We start from the raw sequence: 26796 nt of genomic DNA, 5'->3' as shown, positions 1-26796 counted from the left end.
GCTTCCTGGAAGGAGAATGGCTATGCAGTTGCAAAGAGCCTTGACCCAAAACAGAAAAGCGGATTTATGGATGGAACTGGTTCAAACGGTCAGCGGCTTGTTGTTGGTCGGATTTTTGTGGACACATATGATTTTCGTCGCCTCCATTCTTTTGGGTGCAGGCGCCTTCAACAAACTGGCCCACTTCATGGAGCAATTTTACCTGCTGCACCTGGCAGTCGCGTTCATCATCCTGACGGTCGGGGCCCACCTTGGCGCCGTGCTGCGCCGGATCCCCAGCCGCTGGCAGGAGCAGAAGACCGTCTGGCGGCACGCGAAGATCATCCGGCATCAGGATACCTGGTCTTGGCTGTTTCAGGCGGTAACCGGCAGCGCCATGCTGCTTTTGATCATCATTCACGTCTTCGTCGTGGTGTACGCCGGGATCGACGCAAAGCTAAGCGCGGGCCGCATTCACTCGTGGATGCTTTGGTTTTACCTCATCTTTCTGGTTATGGCCGAGTACCATGCCAGCGTCGGGCTGTATCGCGCCCTGGTGAAATGGGGATTTGTCAAACGGCACAGTCTGAAACGGGTGCTTACCGTGGTCACGATCTGCACCATTCTGCTCGGTCTGGCCAGCATATGGGTATTTTTCTCGCTGGGGGGTTCCGTATGAGCCGATATGACAGCTTTACTGCAGACGTATTAATTGTCGGAGCCGGTCTGGCCGGGGAACGGGCTGCGATCGAAGCCGCCACGCAGGGCCTGAATGTCATCATCCTCAGCTTGGTTCCGCCCAGGCGTTCCCACAGTGCGGCGGCTCAAGGCGGGATGCAGGCTTCTCTCGGCAACAGCGCAATGGGGAGAGGCGATAATTCCGACGTTCACTTTGCTGACACAGTGAAAGGTTCAGATTGGGGCTGTGACCAGGAGGTTGCCCGGCTGTTTGCCGAAACGGCGCCGATTGCCGTTCGGCAAATGGCCTTTTGGGGCGTGCCGTGGAATCGGGTGGTCGCCGGTTCCCGGATGTACGACGGTGCCGAGATTCGCGAGGACGCGGATAAGGAAGGGCTGATCACCGCCCGCAACTTCGGCGGAACGGCGAAATGGCGCACCTGTTACACGGCGGACGGCACCGGGCATACGCTGCTCTACACGATGGACAGCGTCGTCATCAAGCTGGGCATCACCGTCCACGACCGGACAGAGGCGATCTCCCTGATCCACGACGGCACTCGCTGCCATGGCGTGGTGGCCAGATGCCTGCGGACCGGCAAGCTTCGGGTCTACGCCGCAAAGTCCACGGTCATCGCTACAGGAGGCTACGGCAGGCTTTACGGTGCTTCTACCAACGCGATTATCAATGAAGGCAACGGCATGTTCATCGCTCTGGAGACTGGGGTCGTCCCGCTTGGCAACATGGAGGCGGTGCAATTTCACCCGACAGGCATCGTCCCCTCCTGGATCCTGATCACGGAAGGCGCCCGCGGCGACGGCGGCTACCTGCTGGACAAAAACCACCACCGGTTCATGCCGGATTACGAGCCGAAAAAGAAAGAGCTCGCATCGCGTGATGTGGTGTCCCGCCGGATCATGCAGCACATCCGCAAAGGCTTTGGCGTCGACAGTCCCTACGGGCCTCACGTCTGGCTGGACATTCGCCACCTCGGGGAAAAACACATCAACACCAACCTGCGGGAGATCGCCAATATCTGCCGGAATTTTGCCGGGATCGACCCCATCCACGACCTGATCCCCGTCCGCCCTACCCAGCACTACAGCATGGGCGGCATCCGGACCAATATCGACGGCATGGCCTATGGCCTGGAAGGCCTCTTTGCCCTGGGTGAAGCGTCCTGCTGGGATTTGCACGGATTTAACCGGCTGGGCGGCAATTCTCTCGCGGAAACGGTCGTCGCCGGGATGATCGTCGGTGAAAAAATAGCCAAGTACACCAAGGAAGTCTCTGTCCAGGTAGCGACCTCGTTGATCGAAGAACACGTCGGCGTTCAGGAGGACCGCATCCGAGCTCTGATCGACTGCCGCGATGGAACGGAAAATGTCTATGAACTGCGCCGCGAAATGGAAAACACCCTGAGTGAAAACGTCGGCATCTTCCGTTCAGAGGAGCCCTTGAAAAAAGCGGTTGCAAAGCTCCACGAACTGCACCAGCGCTCGCTTCGGATCGGGCTGGCCAGCGGCGGACAAGGCGCCTCCCCCGAATTGGCCTCCGCGCTGCGGATGCCTGGAATGATCAAACTGGCTTACTGCATCGCCGCCGGAGCACTGGAACGGAAAGAGAGCCGCGGCAGCCACTTCCGGGAGGATTATCCGAAGCGGGATGATGAAAACTGGCTAAAGCGGACACTGGCCTATTGGCCGCCCGGCGCACCCAAGCCCGTGCTGCAATACGAGCCGGTCAAGATCACCGAGCTGCCGCCAGGCGACCGAGGATACGGGGAAGCGAGCAAGGAAGCCTCCCAGTCGAAATAATAACCCTTCGATGCTGACAGAAAGCGAGGGAAAAAGCAATGAGCCAGCGCCAACTGACGTTTCACATCTTTCGTTACAACCCGGAAACTCCAAAAGTCAAACCGGATATGCAGGCGTTCGTGCTGCCGGAGGAACCGGGGATGACCCTGTTTATCGCGCTCAATAAAATTCGCGAAGAACAGGATCCGACACTCGCCTTCGATTTTGTCTGCCGGGCCGGGATTTGCGGCTCCTGCGGCATGCTCATCAACGGAAAGCCTACATTGGCCTGCAAGACGCTAACCAAGAACTTGCCAGCGGAGATTACCCTGATGCCTCTCCCCGTCTTCAAACTGCTCGGCGATTTGTCAGTCGATACCGGCACCTGGTTTCGCGATGTTTCGCTGCGGACGGAGGCCTGGGTACATACGAACAAAACCTTTGACCCCGCGGCAGAGGAAGAACGCATGAGCAACGAGACAGCCCTGCAAATCTACGAGGCGGAGCGGTGTATCGAATGCGGCTGCTGCATCGGCGGCTGCGCCACCGCCAACATCAAGCCGGACTTCATCGGAGCGGCAGGCGTCAACCGGGTCGGCCGCTTTATGCTCGATCCACGGGATGAACGGGATGAGCAAGAGTACTACGACGTAGTCGGCAGCGAAGACGGAATCTTCGGCTGCATTGGCTTAATGGCTTGTGACGACAATTGTCCGATTGGCATTCCGCTGCGGGACCAATTGGCTTATGTACGGCGAAAAATGGCCGTTGCCGGCTGGAAGCGGTAGGCCTATACATTTGCTAACTTCGCCTTGGCCAAACAGAGCAGACAGCCTGCTTCTGCTTGGCTGTTTTTGTATGGATGAAACGAATCGCTTCTCTGTGTCGTATAATCATTAGCATCCATTATCAGGAAATGAGACTGGTACGTACCTTCATGGGCAGGTGGTTCTATATGAGTTGGCAAATGAAATCGTGTTTTTCGCTGTTGATTTGCCTGGCGCTTGCCGGCTGCAGCGTAAATCAGGGAGCAAATGGAAACCAGGATCGTGAAAATGGACTGGCGGAACTGCAGGAGAAAAATGGCATCCTGGTCGAGGAATTGAACGAAACAGCGGAACGATTGACGCAAGTAACCCATCTGCTTCGCAATCTGCCCGATCTGTCTGTCACATTAGCCTATATTCAAACAATCGAGGAAGAATCGGGCGCGCACTACTTGATCGCGGATGATGTGGAATGGCTGACGGGAGAAGAGGCTGTGCAGGCAATCGTCGAAGATACCCGTGTCAAGAAAGAAGATGTGTCGCTGCCAAACGGTTTTTACGTCAGAAATACGCTAAGCGAACACCGCAAGGCAGCGCTTGCGAAGGATACGCTCATCTATCTGCTGGAAGGCGCAGCACACCGATACACGGCATATGCTGATTTCACCCAAAACAAAAGCGCCTTGAAGGACCGGCTGTTTTGGCTGTACCAGACCGGAGGCAAAGTCGTGCTGATTAAAGAGCAGTATCTTCCGTGAGTTTCATCTAGTATTTACGCGAAAAAACGGCGTTTGCATTGTCTCCCCTGCAAACGCCGTTTTGCCATCACATGTACCTTATGCCCGTTACGGGTCCAAAATCCTGCGCAGCATCAAATGCTCCAGACTTTTGAACTCGTAACCCTGCTTGTGTGCCTCGTCAATGATCTGCCCCAGCGCTTCCGCATTGTCCTTGGAAATCGAATGAAGCAAAATCACCGCACCGGGGTGCAGCTGTGTCTTGACGCTGTCAAAAGCGTACTGCCAGCCCTTCTGGGCGTTCACGTCCCAATCCTTGTAGGCAACCGACCAGAAGACAGTCGTATAACCCTCCCCCCGGCTTACCGCCAGAGTCCGGTCGCTGAATATGCCCCGGGGCGGCCGCAGAAAGGACATCCCTTTTTGTCCGGTTACCCGGGCGACCTCCGCCTTTACCTTCTCTAGTTCCTCCTTGATCCTGCCGTCCGTGATTTGCGTCATGTCCGGATGGCTCCAGGAGTGATTGCCAATCAAATGCCCCTCTTTTACCATCCGTTTTAACAGCTCAGGCTGATCCTTTACGTAATGGCCGGTAACAAAAAAGATGGCCGGAACTTTTTTCTCCTTTAACGTATCCAATATTTTTGCCGTATAGCCGTTCTCATATCCATTGTCAAAGGTTAGGTAAAGCTCTTTTTTCTTCGTATTGCCCAAAAAGATGGACCCGTTCCGCTCCAGGATCTCTTTAAACCCCTCTTCATCAATAGAAGGAAGCTGGCCGTTCTTGCTCTTTTTAAACCCGAAGTGGTGGGGCACATTCTTGTCTGCCGCTACGGCGTACAACGGCAGCGAGATCAACAGCAGACCCACGAGTAAGAAAATGCCAAGACGCAATGCTTTCATCAAATACACTCCCTGGTACAATTCTCTCGGATGTTTGATCTTTAGCGTTATCTTCCCGCTAAACCAGGCGAGTTATGTACCGGAAGCAAGTTAAACCTCACCGACTCTGAAACGCCACCTTCAAGCCAAGCCCGATGTAGATCAACCCAACCAGCTTGCCGCTCCAACGGCCAATCCAGGAGATCCGCTTGATCAGGCGGCCCAGGAAACGGACACTGACTGCAATGAACGTGGTATAGATCACGCTTAAAAGTACAAAGATCAAGCCAAGGACCATAAATTGGGTAAATGGAGCGCCATGTTCCGGGTGAACGAATTGCGGTAAAAACGCCAAAAAGAAAAGGGCTGTTTTCGGGTTTAGCACTTCAACCAGGATGGCTTGGCCGTATGTACCTAAAGCCGACTCCTTCGCCGGGGAAACCTTTGGCAGTCCTGGTTCTGCGGGCTTTTCCAGTATTGCCCGAATGCCCAGGTAGAGGAGGTAGGCTGCTCCCGCGAACTTGACGACATTGAATGCGAGCGCCGATGTCATCAATATGGCAGAAAGTCCCACCGCCGCACATATCGTGTGAATAAAATCGCCAGTCGCAATTCCCAGACCAGTCAGAACGCCCGCCTTCCGTCCCCCTTGAACCGTACGAGTGGCGGTGAGCAAGACAGCGGGCCCAGGGATCAAAAACAGGCCAAGCACAATCAGTACAAACGTACTCAAAGCTGAAAGAGTAAACATTTCATCCCCTCCTCATCACTCCTTTTCTCCCATTATAATGGATGGGTGAAATCACTTGCCAGCAGTAGTTGAAAAGGAAGAAACGGTATCTGTGGCGCTAATCTCTGCGAATAATGAGATAGACGATCAAACCCATCACAGGAAAAATCAGTGTGCCAATTAAAACAATCAGGGCGTATTCTTTGCTCCTCCCGTTTCGAAGTGCGTCCCGATACGCCCAAATACTCGTCACGATGTTTAAAACGAAAAGTAAAAGACCAAAAAAGAGCGGGATCAAGAGCAGGCCGAATCCCAAGCCAACAAATCCAACATCCATCAAACCACCTGCTTTGCTGTATTTCTAGTTGATACGAATCACGGGAGGAAAAGATTCAATTTTGTTCACGTGAGCCTTGTTTGGAGTGATGGGACATGAACTTGACTAAAAAAACACTCCTTTATTGACTTCTGAGAAACCAATAAAGGAGTGATATCAGTTGAATTTCACCTCGATATTTATCGTTTTAAATGGCTCACTTCCGATTATGGTCACATTTACAATAGTCCTTGGCACGCAAAACCTACAGCTCTTCTACTTAACTAATCTTCGCCTCAATCCGCAGCTTGTCCGCCACCATCGCGATGAACTCGCTGTTCGTCGGCTTCGCCTTGGAATTGGAGATGGTGTAGCCGAACAAGCTGGAGATGGAGTCCAGGTTGCCGCGGGACCAGGCGACTTCGATCGCATGCCGGATCGCGCGTTCTACGCGGCTGGCTGTCGTGTTGAACTTCTTGGCGATGTCCGGATAGAGGACTTTGGTGATCGAACCAAGCAGCTCGACGTCGTTGTATACCATGGTAATCGCTTCGCGCAGGTACAGGTAGCCTTTAATATGGGCGGGAACCCCGATTTCGTGTATGATGTTGGTGATGTTGGCGTCTAAATTGCGTCCTTTGACCGCGCCGCCGGCGGGTTTGATCGATGGGACAAACGGTGTAGGCTGGTTGTTGATCATCTGGCGGATGCGCTGGGTCAGCACTTCCATGTCAAACGGTTTCAGGATGTAATAGGACGCTCCCAGTTCAACCGCTTTTTTCGTGATTTCTTCCTGGCCGAACGCGGTCAGCATGATAATCTTCGGCTGGCGGGGCAGGCGCATTGCCTGAATCTGTTCCAATACGGCGAGGCCGTCCAAATGAGGCATAATAATGTCCAGAATGAGGATGTCCGGAACCTTCTCCTCTAATACCTTGAGAACATCATTTCCATTAAATGCCGCCCCTACCACTCTCATATCATTCTGGTTATTAATGTGCTCTTCAAGTAAATGTACAAACTCACGATTGTCGTCTGCCAAAACAACTTCGATCCTGCTCAAACCTTTTTCCTCCTTAGCTGCCCGAATCTATATTTGGGTACTTTGTCTTTCCTCGGGAGATGCTTCTCCGCAAATTTTCTACGGTAAAAGAAATTCGACAGGAGCTAGGCAGTTCCTGCCAATGACGAAAGATTGTATGATTTTTCCGATATTTCGACAAGAAAAACTCAAGGGAGATTAACTCGCCTTGAGCTGTGTGTTCTGCCTTAACATAAATCCCGCATCCTGCAGCATCCACTCGATAAAACAACCGTACCCGGATGTCGGATCGTTGACAAACACGTGGGTGACCGCCCCTACCAGTTTACCGTTTTGTATAATGGGACTGCCGCTCATTCCTTGCACGATGCCGCCTGTTTTGTCCAACAGCCGCTTGTCTGTGATTTTGATGATCATTCCTTTTGTTGCAGGAAAGTGTTGCTTGACCACGTTGACGATTTCGATATCAAATTCTTCTACCTTTTGCCCATCGACCACGGTTAAAATTTTTGCCGGTCCTTCTTGTACCTGATCTGCCAACAAAACCGGAATCGGCTCCGTGTATTTTCCCCGTTTCGGCTTGTCCTTCATCCGGCCAAAGATCCCGAATGGCGTATTTCGCGTAATCGATCCCAGCACCTCGCTCTCATTGTAAAAACGAGCGTACTTTTCGCCGGGATTGCCGCTTTCCCCTTTTTCGATTGACGTTACGCTGGCCTGAACGATCTGGCCGTCGCCGACGACAATCGCCTGACCGGTATCGACGTCTGAAATGACGTGCCCCAGGGCACCATAGGCATGTGTCTTCGGTTCATAAAAAGTCAGGGTACCTACACCCGCCGCGGAATCTCGGATGTACAAGCCCATTCGGTATTCGCCATCCTTGTTGTCTTTTACCGGTTCGAGTGTCAAGGACAATTTTTCTTTTCCCCTGACAACCAGCATGTGCAGGGGCTGACGTTTTGTCCCGGCCTCGTGAACCAGTTTCTTTACGTCGTTCATGTCATTGATGTACAAATCGTTCATCTTGACGATCATGTCACCGACGCGTATGCCTGATTTTTCTCCGGGAGACACTTTTTCCTTGCCCGTGTTCACCAGATGATGGCCGACAACCAAGACTCCAGCTGTCTGCAGCTTGACGCCAATCGACTGTCCGCCCGGGATCACCTTGAGATCCGGCAGGACGTTGACTTTCACCTGCTTCAGCGGAATCTTGCCCCATTTTAATTCCAGCTTGGCTTCCCCTGTCTGCTTCGGTTCGACGGAGACAGGTTTGCTCAGGTCAACGTTGACTTCGCGGGCCTTGGTTCCATTGACGTAAAGGATGTCGGGGTTGCTGTTTACCAATGTGCCCGTAACGGGCATCGATAATTGAAGCTGCTGAAGCGACCCTTCAAACAAGCGCATTTCACTGGGCAGCGAGGTAAATTCCTGAAAGGGGGTTGAACTGACAACAAGCGCTGTGATGAGCAGTAGCAGACTTCCCATCCATTTCCTTCTGTTTTGACGGATCACCAGCAATCACTCCTACTTTCCCTGCCTACACCTACTGCTCCACCTCCACCATACCGTATCTATAATGTTGCCTGGCACCAGTGGGATTATAACAAGAAAAAAGCTGTCATTTACGCATGACAGCTTCCTTTTTTGTCGTAGTGCCCGGCCGTGAACTACTTGGCCAGCTCCAGCTTTTTCTGAAGGCCCAGGTGAATCATCTCGCTGGCGTGTTCTTTGGTCTTTTCCGTTACTTCGGCACCGCCCAGCATCCTTGCGAGCTCTGTGACCCGCTCCTGCTCGTCCAAGAACGTGACATGGGTCAGCGTCTGCTCTTCATCCATCCGTTTGTAGATGTAATAATGGGCATCTGCCAACGAAGCCACTTGCGGAAGGTGGGTAATGCAGAGAACTTGACGGTGCTGGCCGACCCGGGCCAATTTCTCGGCGATTGCCTGTGCCGCCCGTCCGCTTACTCCGGTGTCCACCTCGTCGAAAATCAAGGTTTCGACCTGGTCCGTCGAAGCGAGAATCGTTTGAATCGCCAGCATCACCCGAGAAAGCTCGCCTCCGGAAGCGATTTTTGCGAGGGGGCGCAGCGGTTCGCCGGGGTTGGGCGCGATCAGAAATTCTACGTGGTCCATTCCCGAAGAGTCGATCCTATACCTCGCACCATTCACCTCGAGCCCCTGATCGTCGGCTATGTGAGTGACGGCAATGTCAAAGCGTGCCCGGCTCATCTGCAATTCTTGCAGCTGCTGTTCGATTTCCGCAGCGAGCTGCTGTGCCAGCTGGCGGCGAATCGCTGTCAGCTCCAGTGCCTCCACAGCAAGGTCGGCAGCCAGCTCCTGCACCCGTTTATCCAGCTGCTGCAGCCTGTCGTCAAAGTTCTGAATCTCATCCAGCTCGTCCTGAATAGCCGCAGCGTACTCGAGAATTTCTGCGGCGTCTTTTCCGTACTTTCGCTTAAGCTGCTGGATCACATCCAGCCTGCGTTCCACTTCTGCCAGCTCATCCGGATGAAATTCCAGCTGATCTTGCAGTTGGCGAAGCTGATGGACGGCATCTTCCACCTGATAATACGCTGTTTGGATGGTTTCCACCAACGGGGCGAGACTTTCATCGTATGACTGCGCCCGCTCCAGTTCCCCCATCGCATGGCCCAGCCAGTCCATCCCCCGATGGTCCCCGGTCAGCGACTGGTAGGCGTCTTGAATCCCGGCGTACACCTTTTCGATGTGCATCCATTTTTTTCGCTGAGAGAGCAGCCGTTCGTCCTCGCCTGGCTGCAGCTGGGCCGACTCGATCTCGCCCAGCTGGTAAGACAACAGATCGATGCGCTGGGCCAGTTCACGCTCGTTCTTTGCCATGCGTTCAAGATCCTGCCGGGTTTTCCGGTAGGCTTGGTACAGTTTTGCATACTCTTGCTTCACTGCGGTCAACGCCTGTTCGCCGTATGCGTCAAGCCACTTGATGTGCTTGTCCGACTGCATCAGGGCATGGGTGTCATGCTGGCCGTGGATCTGCACCAGCCAAGGTCCCAGCTCCCGCAGCATGGCAAGCGTGATCAACTGTCCGTTGATGCGGATCACGTTCTTTCCCTGCAGGGAGATCTCCCTGCGCACCACGATCATGCCGTCTGCTTCCACTTGAATCCCAAACCCCAGGCATAGTCCAATGACTGGATGGGATTGCGGAAATTCGAATAACCCTTCCACCTCTGCCCGCTTTTCGCCGTAACGGACGTATTCGGCTGAGCCCCGCTCGCCGAGCAGCAGGCCGAGAGCGTCGATGATGATGGATTTCCCTGCGCCGGTCTCCCCTGTCAGGATGTTCAGACCGCGCCGGAACGGGATTGTGACCGATTTGATTATGGCAAAATTGCGGATAGACAATTCAACTAACACTCTATTCCCCCCTTTGCCCCATCAGATTATAGCATGTCGAGCAAGCGCTTTGTCACCGCCTCCGAATTTTCACGGGAGCGGCAGATGATCAGCATCGTGTCGTCTCCGGAAACGGTCCCCATGATCTCCGGCCACTGCAGGTTGTCGATCAAAACGGCAACCGAGTTGCCATAGCCTGGCATGGTCTTCAGCACGATCAGATTGTCGGTGTAATCAATGCTGACAAAGCTTTCCACCATCACCCGCTTCAACTTTTGCAGCGGGTTGTACTTCTGGTCCGAGGGCAGCGAGTACTTATACCGTCCATCAGGAAGGGGAACTTTGATCAGATGGAGTTCCTTGATGTCCCGCGATACGGTAGCCTGGGTCACATGAAACCCGGCATTGCGGAGGTGATCCACCAGTTCGTCTTGGGTCTCCACTTCCTCGTTGGCGATAATCTCGCGAATTTTGATGTGTCGTTGTCCTTTGGTCATAGTCTACTCCCATTCAGCTTGTAGTTTTTTGCGTATGACTTCATAAAAATTGCCAGTGTTCCACAGTACCAACGGGGTAACATGGGGGGAGCGCTGCACGTAGATCACATCCCCGCCCTCTAGCCGGTAACCGAACTGCCCGTCAATCGACAGCCCCATCTCTTGATGAACCGCGTCTACTTCCACTCTGATCACCTGTTCAGCGGAAAAGATCATCGGTCTTGCCGTGAGCATATGGGGAGCCACCGGCGTCAGCAGCAGCATGTCGACATTGGGGGCGACGATGGGCCCTCCTGCCGAAAGCGAATAGGCAGTCGACCCGGTTGGACTGGAGATGATCACGCCGTCTCCGCGAAACGTGGCGACGAACTGGTCGTCTACCCAAACGGCACAGTTGATAATCCGGCAGAAAGAGCCTTTGGCTATCCCCACATCGTTCATCGCCGTATAGGTGGCCAAAGTTTCGTTTTTGCGGACAAGTACAGCCTGCAGCATGCTCCGTTCTTCAATTCTGTATTGGCCGGCCAAGAGCTGGTCGACAGCAAGCGGCAGGTTATCCGGTTCCGCTTCAGACAGAAAGCCCAGTGTCCCCAGGTTGAACCCGAGAATGGGCACAGAGCAGCCGGCCAAATCCCTCGCGATCCCAAGCAACGTACCGTCTCCGCCCAGCACGCAGACGAGCTCAACGGTTCCGCCCATCTCACTCGGCGGGCAAGCCAATTCCGAACGGCCCAGTTCGCCGGCGATGTTGTCGTCGAGATACACCTTTATTCCTCTTTTTTCAAACAAATACAATAATTCCCTGGCGATAATCCGTGCCGCCGGTTTTCCTTTATTTGCAACAATTCCGATTGTCTTCACATTGGACACCCCGAATGATCATGGTTGGAATCCTTATACAAGTATACATGTTTTTTTGTATAAAAAAAACGTCCACCATTGCCTCTTTGTCAACCGATAAAAAAGCCGCTCTCAACGAGAAGCGGCTTGGATTCTTTGCCTATGAATTTCCAGGACTTACTGCAGGGATTGATGGGCCGCGCTGACCACTTCTTCCACAACGTTCTCCCAGTCTGCATCCATGCTCTGGCCCGCCTCCGCCTTATGCAGGTACAACAAAAACTCGATGTTGCCCTCTCCGCCGGTGATGGGCGAGTAACTGAGTCCTTTCAAAGCAAATCCCAGCGATGCGGCAAACTGGCTGATGGCCAGTACTACTTCGCGGTGGGTTCGGGGATCACGGACAATTCCGTTCTTCCCGACATTTTCCTTTCCGGCCTCAAACTGAGGCTTTACCAGTGCGATTGTTTCCCCGTCGGCTTTCAGCAGCCGATACAGCACGGGCAGGATCAGTTTCAATGAGATGAAGGAAACATCGATCGAAGCGAAGTCAGGTTTCTCATGCGGAAACGCCTCAGGGTCGAGGTGGCGAAAATTCGTCCGCTCCATCACGACGACGCGTTCATCCTGACGCAGCGACCATGCCAGCTGCCCGTATCCGACGTCAATCGCATACACCTTTCGCGCTCCGTTCTGCAGGGCGCAGTCGGTAAACCCGCCCGTCGACGACCCGATATCGACCATCACTTTGCCGGCCAGATCGATGTGAAACACGTCCAGCGCCTTCTCCAGCTTCAGCCCGCCGCGGCTGACATACGGATGGAGCTCTCCTTTGACCGCGATCGCCACGTCCTCTGCCAGCTTGGTGCCGGGCTTGTCGCAGCGCTCGCCGGCAACCTGCACCAACCCCGCCATGACGGCAGCTTTGGCCTTTTCCCGGGTGGGATAATATCCCCGTTCTACTAACAGTACATCTAAGCGTTCCTTTTTCATTCTGCTATGCCCTCTGCATGCCCGCGGGGATCAGGGATCGGACACGGTCGGCAATCGCTTCTGCCGTCAGTCCGATTTCCTGGCGCTGTTCTTTTACACTGCCGTGCTCGACGAAGGTATCAGGCAGTCCCATGATCTGCACGTCCACCTGGCAGCCTTCCTTGGCGTAGAACTCGGCTACCGCGCTGCCAAAGCCGCCCATGGCTGCCCCTTCCTCTACCGTGACGATCCTGCAGCCTTGTTTTGCCAAGTCCAGCAGAAGGGATTCGTCAAGCGGCTTGCAGAAGCGGGCGTTGACCAGCATCGGGTGAATCCCTGAAGCGTGCAGCATGTCGGCTGCCTGTTCTGCCAGTTCAAAGACGTGGCCGAACGACAGGATCGCCACATCCTTTCCGGGACGGACGATCTCCATTTTCCCGATTGGCAGTACTTGCAATTCCTCGTCGAGCGGCACGCCCCGTCCGTTGCCGCGGGGATAGCGGAACGAAATCGGGCCCTCCTCATAGACTGCGGCCGTTTTCATCATGTGCCGCATCTCGTTTTCATCCTTGGGGGCCATGATCACCATATTCGGGATGGTCCGCATGTAGGCGATGTCATACGCCCCCTGGTGCGTCTCTCCATCCGCCCCGACAAATCCTGCCCGGTCGATGGCAAAGACGACAGGCAGCTTCTGGCGGGCTACATCGTGAATCAACTGATCGTAGGCCCTTTGCAGGAAAGTGGAATAGACCGCAAACACCGGTTTCATTCCCTGGGCGGCAAGTGCCGCGCTAAACGTGCAGGCGTGCTGCTCGGCAATCCCGACATCAAACATCCGCTCGGGAAATTCCTTGGCGTATTTGATCAACCCGGAACCGTCCGGCATTGCCGGAGTAACCGCTACGATCCGCGGATCCTCACGGGTCAGGCGGATCATCGTCTCGGCGAAGACGTCCTTGTAGGCAGGGGCATTTGCTTTCGCACCTGTCTCTTGTCCTGATTCCACCTGGTACGTCCCGATCCCGTGCCATTTCATCGAGTCGGCTTCGGCTGGTGCGTAGCCTTTGCCCTTTTGCGTGACCGCATGGAGCAGAACCGGACCGCCCGTCACGGCTGCCGTCTGCAGCGAGTCGATCAGGGATTCGAGATCGTGTCCGTCCACCGGGCCGAGGTACGTAAAGCCCAGCTCTTTAAACCAGCGCTCATCGACTCCTCCCTCGCTTTGACTGGAGCGGAGTCTGCCCAAGTAATGATGGAGGGCTCCGACGTTGGGAGCAATCGACATTTCGTTGTCGTTTAACACGACGATCACGTTTCGCTGTTCATAGCCAATGTGATTCAGCGCCTCGAGAGCCATCCCGCCCGTCAGCGCGCCGTCCCCGATAATGGCGATCACCTGATGGTCTTGCCCTTGCAAGTCGCGGGCCGCAGCCATGCCTGCCGCAGCGGAGACGGAAGTGCTGCTGTGGCCGGTCTCCCAGACGTCATGCGGACTTTCGTTCATTTTGGGAAAGCCGCATAAGCCTTTATACTGGCGCAGGGTGGAGAAGCGCTCGCGGCGGCCTGTCAACATTTTATGTACGTATGCCTGATGACCGACGTCCCAAATCAGCTTGTCAGCAGGGCTGTCAAACACGTAGTGCAGAGCGAGGGTCAGCTCCACCACTCCCAGATTGGGCGCGAGATGACCGCCCGTTTTTGCCAGGTTCTCGACGAGAAAGGTGCGTATCTCGCCCGTCAGCTCTTGCAATTGGGGGATTTTTAGTTGTTTCAAGTCTTTTGGGCTGTTAATGCTGTCCAGCAACACTCAAACCCCTCACTTTCATTCGATTGAAGCCCTCTCGCAGATCCAGTCATGCCCTTCGTTCAAGGGCCGATGATTCCGAGAAGATCGCCAGTACGTGACAGCACTGCGAATGAGACTGGATCCGTCTGTATATTATAAGGGTTTGCGGCCAAAAACACTACTCGCAGATGGAAAGAGTCACGGTTCAGCCGTTACTTTTGCCTGTCTTTGACGTAATCGGCCAGTTGGGTGAGCGACTGTGCCGCAATACCTGCCTGAACGAGGGCGGACTTGGCCTCGGCGACCAGTGATGCAAGGCGGTCTTTGGCCTCCTGCAAGCCAAGCAGTGCCGGGTAGGTGGCCTTTTGCCGCTGCTCGTCGCTGCCCACTGCCTTGCCCATCAGCGCGGCGTCCCCTTCCACGTTTAAGATATCGTCCTTGATCTGGAAAGCGAGGCCGATGCAGGTGCCGTATTTGGCCAATGCCGCGATCTGCGTCTCGGTCGCCTGCGCCAGGTAGCCGCCGCCCAGCAGTGCCGCCAGCAGCAAGTCGCCTGTCTTGTGGCGGTGGATGTACTCCAGTTCATCGAGCGAAAGGCTTCGTCCCTCGCCCTCGATATCCGCCATCTGTCCGCCGACCATGCCTGTCGCTCCAGCGCGCAGGCCAAGCTCGGCGATCAGCTTGACCGTCGTCTCCGCCGTCACCGCAGGGTGCTGCAGATACGCCTCGGCGATGTGGGCAAAGGCGCGGGTCAGCAAGGCATCCCCGGCCAGGATGGCCGTCGCTTCCCCGTAGACCTTGTGATTCGTCGGTTTGCCGCGGCGCAGATCGTCATCGTCCATCGCCGGCAGATCATCGTGAATCAGCGAGTAGGTATGGATCATCTCCAACGCCACTGCATAGGGCATTCCCCACTCCAACGGCTTGCCAAACGCTTCCAGGACGGCCAGCACGAGTACGGGACGCAGCCGCTTCCCTCCTGCTGCTAGGGAGTAGGCCATGGACTCGTACAGTCTAGGCGGAACACCTTCGCGCTCCAGGGCAGGCAGGAGATTTTGCTCGACAAGTTGTATTTTTTCCTGTAAGTAATGGGATAAAGCGGCAGTCATCTTACGCTTCTCCCTCCAATGAGAACGGTTTTTGGGTCACTTTCCCGTTTTCCTCCAACAGCTGCATCACTTGTGCTTCGATGACATCCAGCTTCAGTCCGCACAGGCGCGACAGCTGCATGCCTTCCTGATAGAGCTTGATCGCTTCTTCCAGCGGCACATCGCCTTCCTCCAGGCGGCGCACCAGCTCTTCCAGCCGCTGCATCGCTTCTTCAAATTGCAGTTCGGTCTCTTGCTCAGCCTTTTTTCGGGTCATGCTGTATTCCCTCCCGATTTGTCTCTAGCACTTCTGCACGAATGGTTCCATCGCTTAATCGTACCATGAGCTTGTCACCCGGGGCAACGTCACGGACGGACTTGGCGAGCTGCGACTCGCGGTAGACCAGAGCGTATCCGCGCTGCATCACCTTGAGCGGACTGAGCGCGTCCAATTGGGCGAGCAATCCCGTCCATTCCGCTCTGGCGCGTTCCACCCGGTACCCCATGCGCTGGTGCAGCTGTGCCTGTATCCGGCCAAGCTGCTGGCGGTGAACACCGAGGCGATCGACCAAGCGGTACCGCTTGAGGCGCTGGGCCAACTGCTCTTGCTGTTCCCGGTGCTTGCGCAGGGCTTGTCTCATGCCCAGACCCAGCCGGTAGACGGCTTCGTCGAGGCGTTGCTGCTGCTCTGCGACCCGCCGTTCCGGCTGGCGAAGCCCGTACGACTGGCTGAGCTGTTCCAACCTGGCCCGCTCCTGTGACAGACGGCCGTGTATCGCGCGATGCAAGCGGTTTTCCAGTTGCTTGACCCGCTCCAGCCACTCCAGGTAATGAGGCACAGCCAATTCGGCGGCAGCCGTTGGTGTGGCCGCCCGCACGTCGGCGACGAAATCGGCAATCGTAAAGTCCGTTTCATGTCCGACGGCAGAGATGACCGGTATCCGCGAACCGGCAATCGAGCGGGCGACATGCTCGTCGTTAAACGCCCAAAGCTCCTCGATCGAGCCCCCGCCCCGCCCGACGATCAATACGTCGACGTCGCCATGCTGATTGATCCGGCTGATCGCGGCGACGATCGACATCGGCGCCTCCTTCCCCTGTACAACGGCGGGAACAAGCAGGATGGCTGCTTGGGGAAACCGGCGCTTGATCGTGATCAGAATGTCGCGGACCGCGGCACCGGTCGGAGACGTGACGACCCCTACTCTCCTTGGAAATTTCGGAAGCGGCCGCTTCCGCTCTGCCGCAAACAGACCTTCCGCCTGCAGCTTTTCCTTCAGCTGCTCGAATGCCAGGTACAGTGATCCGATTCCGTCGGGCTGCATTTCTCTGGCATACAGCTGATAAGCCCCGTCCCGCTCAAACACAGAAATGGAACCACGCACAATCGCTTTGGTTCCATTTTTTGGAATAAATTTGAGAAAACGGTTGTAACTGGAAAACATCACGACTTTGACCCGCGAATCCCTGTCTTTAAGCGTAAAGTACATATGTCCGCTGGTATGGTGGGTGAAATTGGAGATTTCCCCGCGCACCCAGACGTCGGCCAATTGGCTGTTCTTCTCCAATTGGCCTTTGATAAAGCGATTTAAATCGGTAACTGACCAGATCGCAACTGTTTTCATCAAACTGATCCCTTCACGATTTATTTTTGCGGGCGTCCGTACAGTTTTGCCGCCTTCACCGTGTTGGCCAGCAGCATGGTGATCGTCATCGGCCCAACGCCGCCCGGCACCGGCGTAATGTGGCCGGCGATTGGGGCCACCTCGTCAAACTTGACGTCCCCCACCAGTTTGCCGCTCTCAAGGCGATTCGTACCGACGTCAATCACGACAGTCCCCGGCGAAACGTGCTCCGCTCCGATAAAGCCCGCTCTGCCTACCGCTACGACCAGGATGTCTGCCTGTCGGGTAATCCCGGCGAGGTTATTCGTCCGGGAGTGGCACATAGTCACCGTCGCATTCTCATGCAAGAGCAGCATCGACACCGGTTTGCCGACGATGTTGCTGCGTCCGACGACGACGGCGTGTTTGCCGGCGATCTGGGTGCCCGTCCGCTTGATCAGTTCGATGATTCCGTGCGGCGTACAGGGCAGCAGGGCATCACTGCCAATGACCAGGTTGCCGACGCTGATCGGATGGAATCCGTCGACGTCTTTTTCGACGCTGATGGCGTCAATGACTGCTTTTTCCGAAATGTGGGCGGGCAGCGGAAGTTGAACCAAAATGCCATGAATGTTCGGATTTTGATTCAACTGCTTGATGGTGTCAAGCAGCTGTGTTTCACTGATGGACGCCTCCATCCGGATGACCTCCGAATAGATGCCAACCTCCCCGCAGGCTTTTGCCTTCGATCTGACATAGGACTGAGAAGCAGGGTCTTCCCCCACCAAGATGACTGCCAAACCTGGCTGTATGCCCTGCTGCTTCAGTTTGGCGATCTCGTCTGTCAACTGGGCGCGTATCTCCTGTGCGACCTTTTTCCCGTCGATGATACTGGCTGTCATCAAAAAAACTCCCTTCGTGCGTATCAGATACTCTTAGTGTATCGGGGAGCAAGCGTTATGTAAAGGCGAATTTTATAAGCAATTTATCAATTTAATGTTTGTGTTTTGTGCTGCAGCCAGCCCAGTTGCGCCACTCCATAGGCGTTGTCCCCGGAATACGCCGGATCACAAAAGAAAAGCTCTGCTCCGACAGCGGGGTGCTCCAGGCGTTTGATCAATCGCTCCCTGATGTATTGATTAGCCGCAACACCGCCGACGATCAGGATTTCCCGGCTCCAGCCTGCCTCCACCGCATTGCGCAGCGCCTTTTCCAGCGTATTGGACAGGCATTGCTCTGTCGCCCGGGCGATCTCGGAAGGGTGGGCAGACTGCTGCTGGATGGCCCTCAGCAAGGCTGCTTCCGGTCCGGAGAAGCTAAATTGCAGCCCGTTGACAACGGAGGCCACCCGAAACGTCCCCTCCGCTTGCCGAGCCAGCCCCTCCAGCTCAGGACCTGCCGGAAACGGCAGGCCCAGCGCCACGCCGATGCGGTCGACCAACTGACCCGCGTGCAGATCGATTGTCCCGCCGATCTTGTTGATCCGATAACCGGTGTCGATTCGCTCGCAATCCAGGATTTCCGAAGTGCCGCCAGACAGGTGGACGGCCAGAAAACGGTCGGCTGCAGGACGCTTCCGGGCGGTACACTCGCCGGCTGCGACGTGTCCCTCCTGGTGGCTCGTGAGATAACAGGGCACACCTAAAAAAACGGCCAAAGACTTGGCCAATCCCTCCCCGACTTTAAAGACCGGCATATAGGAATCATCGACAGGGCGCGGCTTCTCACTGGCGCAGACGGCAGCGATCTCCCAGTCGTTCAGGCGAAGCTGATCGCACAGTTCGGGCAGGTTCATCACGTGTTGAAACACCGCCTCCGATTGCTGCAGGCCCCGTTTCCCCGGCTTGACCCGCAAGAGCCGCTTCGCTTCGGCGACGATCTCGCCCTCCTCGCCGGCCAGACACAGCGAGGTCCGATAGTTACTTGTATCAATGCCGAGCAAGACTTTTTTCATCTGTCATCCACCTGTTTTCTCACGCCTTCGTCGTTTCACGGGTCTGGATGTAAGCAGACAAAACCCCATTGATAAAACGGAAGGACTGATCGTCGCTGAACAGCTTGGCCAGCTCGACCGCTTCGTTCAGAACGACCTTTTCCGGTATGTCTGCTTCAAACATCAGCTCGTAAAAAGCCAACCGGAGAATCGCCCGATCCACATTGGCGATTCTCTCCAGCTTCCATCCGCGCAGATAGGTTTTGATCTCTTCGTCGATTTGTGAAAGGTTGTTCAGCGTTCCTTCGACCAGGTGCAGCAAATAGTCTGCGTCCTCATCGCTATCCTCCATGACGAGGGCAACAGCATCCTGCAGGGCCACTTCTGCCACGTCAATCTGAAAGAGGCACTGGACTGCTTTTTCTCTTGCTGTTCTGCGTTTCATGTTATATGTCACCCACTATTTAAATTTACCAGGCAGAATGCGATCCAAGATCTCGCGCAAATCCTCTTTGTCGTCCAGTTTTCTCCCAATGAAGAAACCGGCTGCGACAAACAGGATGAAAACCACGGTTTTCCAAAAGCCGACAATCAGAAAGATGATCCCGAACAACAGGCCGGCTAGAACGCCGAGCACCTTTCCTTTGTGTTCCAACAACAGCTCCCACAGCATACCGTTCACCCTCTATTCAACCCGCCTTGGGCGGACGGAAGGGTTGTCGGCACCTGCTACTTCGCTGATCACAACGGCTACTTCGGCGATTTCGATGCCGGCGATGTGTTCCACCTGCATTTTGACCGCTTCCTGCAGTTTTTCCGTCATCTCCGGCAGCGGTTCCTCTCCATCGACCGAGACCCGAAGCAAAATCATATTGCCTTGTTCCGTAGAGCGTATGGTTGTTTTGAACCCGCGGACTCCTCTGATCTTGCGGGCAGCCCGCTCTGCGATTGCGCGGATCGTATCGAGCGAGATGATCACTTCGCCATGTTCCCCGCGCTGGCGGATCCCTGCGTCGCTGCGCGGCTTTTTCATCGTAATCGAGCCGAAGAAGAAACGCAAGCTGATCAAGAAAAAAACAAGGCTGACGATGATGTAAGGAATGCCGTACTGGATGTACATTCCCTCCAGAACGTACTGTGCCGTCTCATACGGAATCCAGTTGGCTGCCATACCGATCACAATCAGGGACAGAAGCATCAATGCGAAGCTGTATATGGTCAAGATAAAGCGGTCGAACAAATTCACTCGCAGCCCTCCTTATATTCAGGATCTAAATGCTACTGTTATGTAGAAAATGCCTCCGATAAGTGGAGGCATAAGTAGTGCTTGGGTTGATGAACACTTGTTTTATCGCACGCGCTGATATTCTTCCGTCACGGCAACCGCTGCTTGTGCCTTCTCGTCCGCTTTCAATTCAACGTCTACGATATGTACATTAACCTCGACGACGCTGAGACCCGTCATGCTTTCAATCGCATTGCGCACGCTCTCCTGGATGTTGTGAGCTACTTCCGGAATGCGATGGCCGTATTTGACCACGATCGATACATCAACCGCCGCTTCACGCGAGCCTACTTCCACGCGAACGCCGCGGGCCACGTTTTTCCGACCCAATTTCTCTGCAATGTCCCCAACGATACCGCCGCTCATCTGGGCAACGCCCTCTACTTCGGAGGCTGCCATACCGGCGATCACCTCTAAAACCTCGGGAGCGATCTGGATTTTACCAAGTTCTGTCTGCTCAGTTTCTGGTGTAAAGTCGTCCATCATTCACACCTCCCAATCTTTATATCTATACTATCATAGCAAACGAGGATGATTTTTACAAATCAACTTACTCATCGATCTTAATGTCGTAGATGTCCAAAAACCGGGTGTCAAACTCGCCGCTGATGAACACCTCGTGATCCATCATCTTGAGGTGAAACGGAATCGTCGAATGGATGCCATCTACGACGAATTCTCCGAGCGTCCGCTTCATCCGGCGAATCGCATCGTTCCTGTCTTTCCCCCAAACGATCACCTTCGCGATCATCGAATCGTAGTAAGGCGGAATCGTATACCCCGGATAAGCGGCACTGTCGACGCGGACGCCAAACCCGCCCGGCGCCAGGTATTCGGTGATCCGCCCCGGTGACGGCATAAAGCCTTTCGCCGCATTCTCGGCGTTGATCCGGCACTCGATCGCCCAGCCGTTCAGCTTTACGTCTTCCTGGCTAAAGGACAGCGGCAGGCCTGCGGCCACATTGATCTGTTCTTTGATCAAGTCGATCCCGGTGATCATTTCGGTGACAGGGTGTTCTACCTGAATCCGGGTGTTCATCTCCATGAAGTAAAAGTTGCCGTACTTGTCCAGGAGAAACTCGACCGTTCCCGCCCCGCTGTACGAAACCGCCTGTGCGGCCGCTACCGCCGCTTCCCCCATCTGCCGGCGCAGCTCTTCGCTCAGTGCCGGCGACGGAGCTTCTTCGATCAATTTCTGATGGCGCCTTTGGATCGAGCAGTCGCGTTCGCCCAAGTAAACGACTTTTCCATATTTGTCGGCCATAATCTGGATTTCCACATGACGCGGACCTTCAACAAATTTCTCCAGGTAAACGCCAGGGTTGCCAAATGCCGTCTTGGCTTCATTTTGCGCGAGTCGAATGGCTTTCTCCAGGTCTTCATCGTTGACCGCCACCCGCATCCCGCGTCCGCCTCCGCCGGCAGTTGCCTTGACCATGACGGGATAGCCGATTTCCCGGGCCGTCTGGACGGCTTCCTCGATATCTTCCACCAGACCGTCGGTACCGGGCACAGTCGGGACACCGGCTTTTTTCATTGTATCCTTGGCTGTTGACTTGTCGCCCATCTTCGTGATGGCTTCGGGGTCGGGGCCGATAAACGTAATGTTGCAGGCGGCGCAAATCTCAGCAAAATCGGCATTCTCCGCCAGAAATCCGTAACCGGGGTGAATCGCGTCGGCCCCTACCTTGGTCGCAACGCTCATCAGGTTGGCCATGTTCAAATAGCTCTCTTTAGACGGCGTCGGCCCGATGCAGTACGCTTCGTCCGCCAGTTTTACGTGCAGCGCATCCCGGTCTGCTTCTGAATAGACGGCAACACTTTGAATGCCCATCTCACGGCAGGCGCGGATGACCCGGACGGCGATCTCGCCGCGGTTGGCAATCAGTATTTTATGGAACATCTTGCATTCTCCTCCGTTATTCGGACTTGACTAAGAAGAGCGGCTGGCCGTATTCCACAAGCTGACCGTCTTCAACCAGCACCTTGACAATCTCTCCGGTCACTTCTGCTTCGATCTCGTTGAACAGTTTCATCGCTTCCACGATGCAGACGACAGTGCTCGCTGTCACCTTGTCGCCAGCCTGTACGTACGCCGGCGATCCCGGTTCCGGCGACCGGTAAAAAGTCCCGACCATCGGCGACACGATTTTATGGAATGCCGATTCATCCTCGGCAGCGGCTGTTTTCGCCTGCTCCTGTACCGCTGCGGCGGCAGGGGCCGGCTCGACGACGGGTGCCGCTGCTGCCTGAATCTGCGGGGCGGCAGGGACAGCCGGGGCGGCGGCGGTGCTGGACTGCACCATCGGCACCGCCATGCCAACCGGTTGTTCCTCGGCCTTTTTCATGCTGACTTTTGCTCCGTCCAATTCCAATGTAAACTCTTGAATCGACGATTGGTCGACCAGTTTGATAATCTCGCGAATCTCATGAATCTTGAACATGTTTGTCCACTCCTTTACAGGCGATGAGTCATATGTAAACAGTTATGATAAGCGGCATCTGCGCTGTGCCCATACATTTCATGGTAGCTTCTTTCATAGAGTTTCGTCAAGAAATGATTTCCCGGGCCCGTTTGCGTCTAGTGATCTAGTATGGGCAAAAAAATCAGGAACGATTCGAAGCGAATCCTTCCCGAGCAAATCTGAAATTATGGGTAAGTGTGAGCTATCGCGTATAGCGGACAGTGACGCTGCTGCCCGAAACTTTCAATTCCTGTTTGGCCAGGGCAATGATGTCAACGACCTCCTTCGGCTCCAGTTTATCTTTCAGTACGAGGACCGTTACTCCGTTGTCGTGGATGTCGACGATCGCGTCCTTGTAACCCTGCACTTTCAGCAGTTCTTCCATCCTGATCGAATTGTTTTCCTGCGTGGACAGCTGGTCGTACTTCAATTTGGCATCGGCAATCGCTTGCGACGAATCGGAGTTCATCATGATCGTCATCTGCTCATCCTTCAGCCGCTGTATCGTCGCTTCCCGCTGCATCCGCATCCCCGTCAGCGTATCGCTGGCCGCGTTCGGCAAAACATCCTGATCGGCGACCTGCGGCGTCTCCTGCTGTTTTGCCGTATCCGTATCGGCCGCCTCCCCTGTTCCTTTCACCGGCTTGGCGTCTGTGGCCGGCTGGTCGGTTTCATGCGAATCTACTTCCACGCCAGCCAGCGGTGCCTCCAGCTTGTTTTCTTCTCCCAGAGCCGGCTGATTCGTCGGCCCTTTAACCAAGTAGTAGCCGGATAGTACGACCATCACGGCAAGCATCGTCAGCAGCCAGACTGTTTGCTTTCGCAGTATCATCTTCATTACCTCCTAGCCTTTTTTAGGCAAAATTGAAATTCTATATGCAGGAACGTCCAACACTTTCTGAACGGCTTCGGTGATCCACGCTTTGACCTGTATGTTGTCTGCGCCCTTGGCGACCACCAGCACCCCTCTCACCTTTGGCTTCAGCGTTTTCACCACGATAGGCTGGTCTTGTTTGGAACCCTGGATCACCACGACTTGTTCATCCTTTGACTGATCCGTTTGATCGCGGGTCGCCCTGTCCTTGTCCGTTTCCTTGGTGGCTGCGGTTCGCGAATTGCTGTTTTTCTCCACCACGATCTCCGGCGTAGAGTCAAGGTTGACCATCACCTCCACCTTTCCGACGCCGATCACGCCCTCCAGCATTTCTTCCAGCCTGGTTTCGTAAAGGTTTTCATACTCGCGGATCTGATCCTTGCCCGGGGTGCCGCCGAGAGCTGGCAGCGACGCTTGCTCTCCTGTTGGGGGCTCAGCCTGGTTGAAGCTTCCCGGCAAGGGAGAATCGGGCTGGACGGACAGGAAGTCGGTGAAAATCATCGCGACGATGCCAAGGCCGAGCAGAATAATGAAATAGTGGATTGGCCGCATCTTTTTCTGGTTCTTCTGGCCCGGCTCGCTTGTCCCGCCCGCCCAGAGCTGCTTGAACTTGTCTAACATTCGCCATTGCCCCCCTTTTTGCTTCCATCATCGCCTGACCTCAGCATTGTCTGTTTCACTTACGACCTTCACCCGTTCGGCTGGCAGCTCCCACGCCTGCGCGATGCTCCGGGCAATGTTTCGGTACAGCGGATGCTCGTCCTGCCCGCCCGCTGCCGGGACCGCGGCTGTTTCCGTCATCTTGTCATCCCCCACTTTAATTACCACCGGCTCAATCGGCTTGATTTGTCGGTCCGCCTCCTGCCGGGGCTGATTCGCGATCGTAAACGTGACACTCTCAATTTGCGGCTGTTTTCCCGGCTGACTCTCGATCGATACCACCACATCACCTGCCTCTACGCCGTATTCAGACTTCACCTGCTCGCGAATTTGCGTCTCCACCTGCCTGGCTACGTATTCTTCCGCCTGCTGGTTCTGCTGTTTGAGCAGTCTGTCTGCCAAGGCCCTGTAGTCGCTCTCCGGAGACGAAAGGTTCAGGTTTTCCTTATAGCGAGTGAGCCGGTTGGCCAACTCGTCGGGGGACAGCTGCAAGAGCGAGAATGCCGGTGTCAGGATGGTGATCAGAATGATCATTCCCATGACCATTTTGACGTACTTCTGCAGGGTGGTATTGGGCAGAATCAGGTCGAGAAAGGCCGCCAGGAGGACGAGCAGGATAATTTTCTTCAGCCAGAGCGTTAACCAATCCATAGCGTTCACCTACCGTACCATCATCGAGATGTTCCCGGCGGAGATGATGATCGTAATGGCCAAAAAGAACATCAAACCGACCGCTGCCAACGCCGCGAAGACGTAGATCAAGCTCTTGCCAATCGTGCCGAGCGCTCCGATAATCGGGCTGTTTCCCAGCGGCTGCAGCACCGCCGAAGAAAGGTTGTAGATCAGCGCCAACACCAGTATTTTCATCGCCGGAAAAGCGCAGATGATCAACAGGATCACGACCCCGGCTAGTCCAACCGTGTTTTTTACCAATAGAGATGCTCCCATTACGGTATCGGTGGCATCGGAAAACATCCTGCCGACGACAGGGATAAAGTTGCCGGTCAGGTATTTGGCCGTGCGGATCGTCATCCCGTCGGTCACCGCCGTCGTCGCTCCCTGGATGCTCACGATCGCAAGAAAAATCGTGAAGAATGAGCCGAGCGCCCCCATCGCAATGTTTCGCAGCAATGTCGCCAGTTGGGTCACTCTGTACCGCTCGGAAAACAGGCTGGCAATCGCGAGCAGGGCCGACAGGAAAATCAGCGGAAAGACAACGGTGGAAATCATGATTCCGCTGATGTTGATCATAAACACGATCATCGGGTGAAACATCGCCGCCGAGGCGAGATTGCCCATTGCCGCCAGCAGCGCGAGCACCAGCGGGATCATCGCCAGCATGAAGTCGGACATCTTGGTGATCGCCTCTTTGGCGTAGGTGACGGCTACGTGAAAGCTGTTCATGGCCAGCACCATCAAGACCAGATAGATGATGGAGTAAGCGACGGTGCTGACGGCATTTCTCTCGAAAGCGTTCTGCATCGTCTCCAGAATCATCGCCAGCACGGTGATAATGATGATCGAACTGAGCAGCTTTCCGTTTGTCCAGATCTCGTGAAAGAAAAATTTCAACATGCCTTTGGCGACGCCGGGGAAGGTGAGCTCGCCGTCTCCGAGCAGCAGGGGGAAGAATCCAGGCGATTTTACGTCGGGCAGATACCCTTTGTACTCTTGCAGCGTCTTTTTCCAGAACTGTTCGACACGCGATGTGTCCAGCTGTTTGATTTGCTGGCGCATCAGCTCGCCCGCGGGACTTGCGGCAGCCGGTTCGGCAGTGTCGGCCGCGGCCGCCCCCGGGAGCAGGATTTGCCACAACAGTATAAACATCCATATGACGCGTGCCATGGACATCCCCCTCTCAGCCCGGCAGCAGATGGATCACGGTTTCAATGATAATCTGGACAATCGGGACGGCCATCACGAGAATGAGCACTTTTCCCGCCAGTTCGATCTTGGAAGCGATCGCTCCTTGCCCGGCGTCACGCGTCACCTGTGCGCCAAACTCGGCAATGTAGGCGATTCCGATAATCTTTAAAATCGTCTCCAAAAAGACCATATTCAGGTCGGCCTGGACGGCCAGGCGTTCCAAGATGCGTACGACCTCGGAAATCTTTCCGATCAAGAAGGTAAAAATGACAACGCCGCTGATAATGGTAAGCAGAAAGGCGAACAGCGGTTTCTGGTCTTTAATGACCAAAGCGAGCAGGGTAGCGACCATCCCTATACCGACGATTTGAACGATTTCCATCGGGGCACCCCCACGTCCTTAGTTAAACAAAAAAACCCGTTTCACTTCGGTAAACAAATCTCCCAGGTAATGTGCCACCATGTACAGCACGATGATAAATCCGACCAAGGTGGCCCAATGGGCGATATCTTCCTTCCCCGACTGCTTCAGGACGGTGTGGATGACCGCCATGATAAAACCGACTCCGGCGATTTGAAAAACGGGAGTCAAATCAAAGTTCACGGGTAACA

At 54.9% G+C, this 26796-nt stretch carries 31 protein-coding genes; 4 read left to right on the top strand and 27 right to left on the bottom strand.

The window, feature by feature from the left end; genetic code table 11:
- The first annotated feature begins 22 nt into the window (after nucleotides 1–22).
- The 4 genes from ACI7RC_RS13465 to ACI7RC_RS13450 all read left to right on the top strand — a co-directional run bounded on the left by ACI7RC_RS13465 (nucleotide 23) and on the right by ACI7RC_RS13450 (nucleotide 3979).
- Nucleotides 23–658 (top strand): succinate dehydrogenase/fumarate reductase transmembrane subunit, encoded by a 636-nt coding sequence (locus ACI7RC_RS13465; RefSeq protein ID WP_408108742.1) that lies wholly within the window; start codon nucleotides 23–25, stop codon nucleotides 656–658.
- On the top strand, nucleotides 655–2475 hold the full coding sequence (locus ACI7RC_RS13460; RefSeq protein WP_408108741.1) for a fumarate reductase flavoprotein subunit: 1821 nt from the start codon (nucleotides 655–657) through the stop codon (nucleotides 2473–2475). Before ACI7RC_RS13465 ends, ACI7RC_RS13460 begins: the two co-directional genes overlap by 4 nt.
- Nucleotides 2476–2513: 38 nt before the next feature.
- On the top strand, nucleotides 2514–3242 hold the full coding sequence (locus tag ACI7RC_RS13455; protein WP_408108740.1) for a fumarate reductase iron-sulfur subunit: 729 nt from the start codon (nucleotides 2514–2516) through the stop codon (nucleotides 3240–3242).
- A gap of 167 nt (nucleotides 3243–3409) precedes the next feature.
- On the top strand, nucleotides 3410–3979 hold the full coding sequence (locus ACI7RC_RS13450; RefSeq protein WP_408108739.1) for a hypothetical protein: 570 nt from the start codon (nucleotides 3410–3412) through the stop codon (nucleotides 3977–3979).
- Between the two features lie 87 nt (nucleotides 3980–4066).
- Here the strand turns inward: ACI7RC_RS13450 and pdaA are convergent, their stop codons facing one another.
- The 27 genes from pdaA to spoIIIAC all read right to left on the bottom strand — a co-directional run bounded on the left by pdaA (nucleotide 4067) and on the right by spoIIIAC (nucleotide 26788).
- A complete protein-coding gene (gene pdaA, locus ACI7RC_RS13445; RefSeq protein ID WP_408108738.1) occupies nucleotides 4067–4861 on the bottom strand; it encodes a delta-lactam-biosynthetic de-N-acetylase in 795 nt (264 codons plus the stop codon).
- Between the two features lie 97 nt (nucleotides 4862–4958).
- Entirely contained in the window at nucleotides 4959–5591 is a 633-nt protein-coding gene (locus ACI7RC_RS13440) for a LysE family translocator (RefSeq protein ID WP_408108737.1), read from the bottom strand.
- 97 nt (nucleotides 5592–5688) lie between these two features.
- Nucleotides 5689–5907: a PLDc N-terminal domain-containing protein gene (locus ACI7RC_RS13435; RefSeq protein ID WP_408108736.1), complete on the bottom strand. Its 219-nt coding sequence runs from the start codon at nucleotides 5905–5907 to the stop codon at nucleotides 5689–5691.
- A 259-nt stretch (nucleotides 5908–6166) separates the two neighbouring features.
- Complete coding sequence (gene spo0A, locus ACI7RC_RS13430) at nucleotides 6167–6949, bottom strand: sporulation transcription factor Spo0A (RefSeq protein WP_019122838.1); 783 nt, start codon at nucleotides 6947–6949, stop codon at nucleotides 6167–6169.
- 177 nt (nucleotides 6950–7126) lie between these two features.
- Entirely contained in the window at nucleotides 7127–8446 is a 1320-nt protein-coding gene (gene spoIVB / locus ACI7RC_RS13425) for a SpoIVB peptidase (protein WP_408108735.1), read from the bottom strand.
- Nucleotides 8447–8601: 155 nt separating this feature from the next.
- On the bottom strand, nucleotides 8602–10332 hold the full coding sequence (gene recN, locus ACI7RC_RS13420) for a DNA repair protein RecN (protein ID WP_408108734.1): 1731 nt from the start codon (nucleotides 10330–10332) through the stop codon (nucleotides 8602–8604).
- A 26-nt stretch (nucleotides 10333–10358) separates the two neighbouring features.
- The gene (gene ahrC, locus ACI7RC_RS13415; protein ID WP_408108733.1) at nucleotides 10359–10808 is read right to left on the bottom strand and encodes a transcriptional regulator AhrC/ArgR; all 450 of its coding nucleotides are present in this window, start codon (nucleotides 10806–10808) and stop codon (nucleotides 10359–10361) included.
- A 3-nt stretch (nucleotides 10809–10811) separates the two neighbouring features.
- Nucleotides 10812–11669, bottom strand: a complete 858-nt coding sequence (locus tag ACI7RC_RS13410) for an NAD(+)/NADH kinase (RefSeq protein WP_408108732.1) — start codon at nucleotides 11667–11669, stop codon at nucleotides 10812–10814.
- A gap of 156 nt (nucleotides 11670–11825) precedes the next feature.
- Nucleotides 11826–12641 carry a TlyA family RNA methyltransferase gene (locus ACI7RC_RS13405; protein ID WP_408108731.1) on the bottom strand — a complete coding sequence of 272 codons (816 nt, stop codon included), beginning with the start codon at nucleotides 12639–12641 and terminating at the stop codon, nucleotides 11826–11828.
- Nucleotides 12642–12645: 4 nt separating this feature from the next.
- Complete coding sequence (dxs, locus tag ACI7RC_RS13400) at nucleotides 12646–14430, bottom strand: 1-deoxy-D-xylulose-5-phosphate synthase (protein WP_408108730.1); 1785 nt, start codon at nucleotides 14428–14430, stop codon at nucleotides 12646–12648.
- A gap of 191 nt (nucleotides 14431–14621) precedes the next feature.
- Nucleotides 14622–15518, bottom strand: coding sequence for a polyprenyl synthetase family protein (locus ACI7RC_RS13395; protein ID WP_408108729.1), 897 nt, complete (start codon nucleotides 15516–15518; stop codon nucleotides 14622–14624).
- 1 nt (nucleotide 15519) lies between these two features.
- The gene (gene xseB / locus ACI7RC_RS13390) at nucleotides 15520–15774 is read right to left on the bottom strand and encodes an exodeoxyribonuclease VII small subunit (protein WP_408108728.1); all 255 of its coding nucleotides are present in this window, start codon (nucleotides 15772–15774) and stop codon (nucleotides 15520–15522) included.
- The gene (xseA, locus tag ACI7RC_RS13385; protein ID WP_408108727.1) at nucleotides 15755–17122 is read right to left on the bottom strand and encodes an exodeoxyribonuclease VII large subunit; all 1368 of its coding nucleotides are present in this window, start codon (nucleotides 17120–17122) and stop codon (nucleotides 15755–15757) included. Before xseA ends, xseB begins: the two co-directional genes overlap by 20 nt.
- 20 nt (nucleotides 17123–17142) lie before the next feature.
- Entirely contained in the window at nucleotides 17143–18003 is an 861-nt protein-coding gene (gene folD, locus ACI7RC_RS13380) for a bifunctional methylenetetrahydrofolate dehydrogenase/methenyltetrahydrofolate cyclohydrolase FolD (protein WP_408108726.1), read from the bottom strand.
- Between the two features lie 86 nt (nucleotides 18004–18089).
- Nucleotides 18090–19055: a tRNA (adenosine(37)-N6)-threonylcarbamoyltransferase complex transferase subunit TsaD gene (locus ACI7RC_RS13375; RefSeq protein WP_408108725.1), complete on the bottom strand. Its 966-nt coding sequence runs from the start codon at nucleotides 19053–19055 to the stop codon at nucleotides 18090–18092.
- A 19-nt stretch (nucleotides 19056–19074) separates the two neighbouring features.
- The gene (gene nusB / locus ACI7RC_RS13370; protein WP_408108724.1) at nucleotides 19075–19479 is read right to left on the bottom strand and encodes a transcription antitermination factor NusB; all 405 of its coding nucleotides are present in this window, start codon (nucleotides 19477–19479) and stop codon (nucleotides 19075–19077) included.
- A gap of 15 nt (nucleotides 19480–19494) precedes the next feature.
- Nucleotides 19495–19707 (bottom strand): DUF2273 domain-containing protein, encoded by a 213-nt coding sequence (locus ACI7RC_RS13365; RefSeq protein WP_408108759.1) that lies wholly within the window; start codon nucleotides 19705–19707, stop codon nucleotides 19495–19497.
- Nucleotides 19708–19719: 12 nt separating this feature from the next.
- Nucleotides 19720–20280, bottom strand: coding sequence for an alkaline shock response membrane anchor protein AmaP (gene amaP, locus ACI7RC_RS13360; RefSeq protein ID WP_408108723.1), 561 nt, complete (start codon nucleotides 20278–20280; stop codon nucleotides 19720–19722).
- Nucleotides 20281–20382: 102 nt separating this feature from the next.
- Complete coding sequence (locus ACI7RC_RS13355; protein ID WP_019122823.1) at nucleotides 20383–20802, bottom strand: Asp23/Gls24 family envelope stress response protein; 420 nt, start codon at nucleotides 20800–20802, stop codon at nucleotides 20383–20385.
- A 67-nt stretch (nucleotides 20803–20869) separates the two neighbouring features.
- Nucleotides 20870–22222, bottom strand: a complete 1353-nt coding sequence (gene accC, locus ACI7RC_RS13350; RefSeq protein ID WP_408108722.1) for an acetyl-CoA carboxylase biotin carboxylase subunit — start codon at nucleotides 22220–22222, stop codon at nucleotides 20870–20872.
- Nucleotides 22223–22238: 16 nt separating this feature from the next.
- Complete coding sequence (accB, locus tag ACI7RC_RS13345; protein ID WP_408108721.1) at nucleotides 22239–22763, bottom strand: acetyl-CoA carboxylase biotin carboxyl carrier protein; 525 nt, start codon at nucleotides 22761–22763, stop codon at nucleotides 22239–22241.
- Between the two features lie 223 nt (nucleotides 22764–22986).
- Entirely contained in the window at nucleotides 22987–23616 is a 630-nt protein-coding gene (locus tag ACI7RC_RS13340; protein ID WP_408108720.1) for a SpoIIIAH-like family protein, read from the bottom strand.
- 12 nt (nucleotides 23617–23628) lie between these two features.
- Nucleotides 23629–24279 (bottom strand): stage III sporulation protein AG, encoded by a 651-nt coding sequence (gene spoIIIAG, locus ACI7RC_RS13335; protein WP_019122819.1) that lies wholly within the window; start codon nucleotides 24277–24279, stop codon nucleotides 23629–23631.
- Nucleotides 24280–24306: 27 nt separating this feature from the next.
- Nucleotides 24307–24969 (bottom strand): stage III sporulation protein AF, encoded by a 663-nt coding sequence (spoIIIAF, locus tag ACI7RC_RS13330; protein ID WP_408108719.1) that lies wholly within the window; start codon nucleotides 24967–24969, stop codon nucleotides 24307–24309.
- A 9-nt stretch (nucleotides 24970–24978) separates the two neighbouring features.
- Complete coding sequence (gene spoIIIAE / locus ACI7RC_RS13325; protein ID WP_019122817.1) at nucleotides 24979–26163, bottom strand: stage III sporulation protein AE; 1185 nt, start codon at nucleotides 26161–26163, stop codon at nucleotides 24979–24981.
- Between the two features lie 13 nt (nucleotides 26164–26176).
- Nucleotides 26177–26566, bottom strand: a complete 390-nt coding sequence (spoIIIAD, locus tag ACI7RC_RS13320; protein WP_019122816.1) for a stage III sporulation protein AD — start codon at nucleotides 26564–26566, stop codon at nucleotides 26177–26179.
- Between the two features lie 18 nt (nucleotides 26567–26584).
- Nucleotides 26585–26788, bottom strand: coding sequence for a stage III sporulation protein AC (spoIIIAC, locus tag ACI7RC_RS13315; protein ID WP_019122815.1), 204 nt, complete (start codon nucleotides 26786–26788; stop codon nucleotides 26585–26587).
- Between the last annotated feature and the right edge of the window lie 8 nt (nucleotides 26789–26796).

The sequence above is a fragment of the Brevibacillus sp. B_LB10_24 genome (genome assembly GCF_046036945.1).
GTDB lineage: Bacteria > Bacillota > Bacilli > Brevibacillales > Brevibacillaceae > Brevibacillus_C.
The sequence above is the reverse complement of the archived record's forward strand: the minus strand, read 5'-3'. Positions and strand labels throughout refer to the sequence as shown.

What these genes read in the sequence shown, in the direction of transcription:
- ACI7RC_RS13465 (WP_408108742.1), top strand. Translation starts at nt 23, where the DNA reads ATGCAGTTGCAAAGAGCCTTGACCCAAAACAGAAAAGCGGATTTATGG.
- ACI7RC_RS13460 (WP_408108741.1), top strand. Translation starts at nt 655, where the DNA reads ATGAGCCGATATGACAGCTTTACTGCAGACGTATTAATTGTCGGAGCC.
- ACI7RC_RS13455 (WP_408108740.1), top strand. Translation starts at nt 2,514, where the DNA reads ATGAGCCAGCGCCAACTGACGTTTCACATCTTTCGTTACAACCCGGAA.
- ACI7RC_RS13450 (WP_408108739.1), top strand. Translation starts at nt 3,410, where the DNA reads ATGAGTTGGCAAATGAAATCGTGTTTTTCGCTGTTGATTTGCCTGGCG.
- pdaA (WP_408108738.1), bottom strand. Translation starts at nt 4,861, where the DNA reads ATGAAAGCATTGCGTCTTGGCATTTTCTTACTCGTGGGTCTGCTGTTG.
- ACI7RC_RS13440 (WP_408108737.1), bottom strand. Translation starts at nt 5,591, where the DNA reads ATGTTTACTCTTTCAGCTTTGAGTACGTTTGTACTGATTGTGCTTGGC.
- ACI7RC_RS13435 (WP_408108736.1), bottom strand. Translation starts at nt 5,907, where the DNA reads ATGGATGTTGGATTTGTTGGCTTGGGATTCGGCCTGCTCTTGATCCCG.
- ahrC (WP_408108733.1), bottom strand. Translation starts at nt 10,808, where the DNA reads ATGACCAAAGGACAACGACACATCAAAATTCGCGAGATTATCGCCAAC.
- ACI7RC_RS13405 (WP_408108731.1), bottom strand. Translation starts at nt 12,641, where the DNA reads ATGAAAAAGGAACGCTTAGATGTACTGTTAGTAGAACGGGGATATTAT.
- ACI7RC_RS13395 (WP_408108729.1), bottom strand. Translation starts at nt 15,518, where the DNA reads ATGACTGCCGCTTTATCCCATTACTTACAGGAAAAAATACAACTTGTC.
- xseB (WP_408108728.1), bottom strand. Translation starts at nt 15,774, where the DNA reads ATGACCCGAAAAAAGGCTGAGCAAGAGACCGAACTGCAATTTGAAGAA.
- xseA (WP_408108727.1), bottom strand. Translation starts at nt 17,122, where the DNA reads ATGAAAACAGTTGCGATCTGGTCAGTTACCGATTTAAATCGCTTTATC.
- folD (WP_408108726.1), bottom strand. Translation starts at nt 18,003, where the DNA reads ATGACAGCCAGTATCATCGACGGGAAAAAGGTCGCACAGGAGATACGC.
- ACI7RC_RS13375 (WP_408108725.1), bottom strand. Translation starts at nt 19,055, where the DNA reads ATGAAAAAAGTCTTGCTCGGCATTGATACAAGTAACTATCGGACCTCG.
- nusB (WP_408108724.1), bottom strand. Translation starts at nt 19,479, where the DNA reads ATGAAACGCAGAACAGCAAGAGAAAAAGCAGTCCAGTGCCTCTTTCAG.
- ACI7RC_RS13365 (WP_408108759.1), bottom strand. Translation starts at nt 19,707, where the DNA reads ATGCTGTGGGAGCTGTTGTTGGAACACAAAGGAAAGGTGCTCGGCGTT.
- ACI7RC_RS13355 (WP_019122823.1), bottom strand. Translation starts at nt 20,802, where the DNA reads ATGGACGACTTTACACCAGAAACTGAGCAGACAGAACTTGGTAAAATC.
- accC (WP_408108722.1), bottom strand. Translation starts at nt 22,222, where the DNA reads ATGTTCCATAAAATACTGATTGCCAACCGCGGCGAGATCGCCGTCCGG.
- accB (WP_408108721.1), bottom strand. Translation starts at nt 22,763, where the DNA reads ATGTTCAAGATTCATGAGATTCGCGAGATTATCAAACTGGTCGACCAA.
- ACI7RC_RS13340 (WP_408108720.1), bottom strand. Translation starts at nt 23,616, where the DNA reads ATGATACTGCGAAAGCAAACAGTCTGGCTGCTGACGATGCTTGCCGTG.
- spoIIIAG (WP_019122819.1), bottom strand. Translation starts at nt 24,279, where the DNA reads ATGTTAGACAAGTTCAAGCAGCTCTGGGCGGGCGGGACAAGCGAGCCG.
- spoIIIAF (WP_408108719.1), bottom strand. Translation starts at nt 24,969, where the DNA reads ATGGATTGGTTAACGCTCTGGCTGAAGAAAATTATCCTGCTCGTCCTC.
- spoIIIAE (WP_019122817.1), bottom strand. Translation starts at nt 26,163, where the DNA reads ATGGCACGCGTCATATGGATGTTTATACTGTTGTGGCAAATCCTGCTC.
- spoIIIAD (WP_019122816.1), bottom strand. Translation starts at nt 26,566, where the DNA reads ATGGAAATCGTTCAAATCGTCGGTATAGGGATGGTCGCTACCCTGCTC.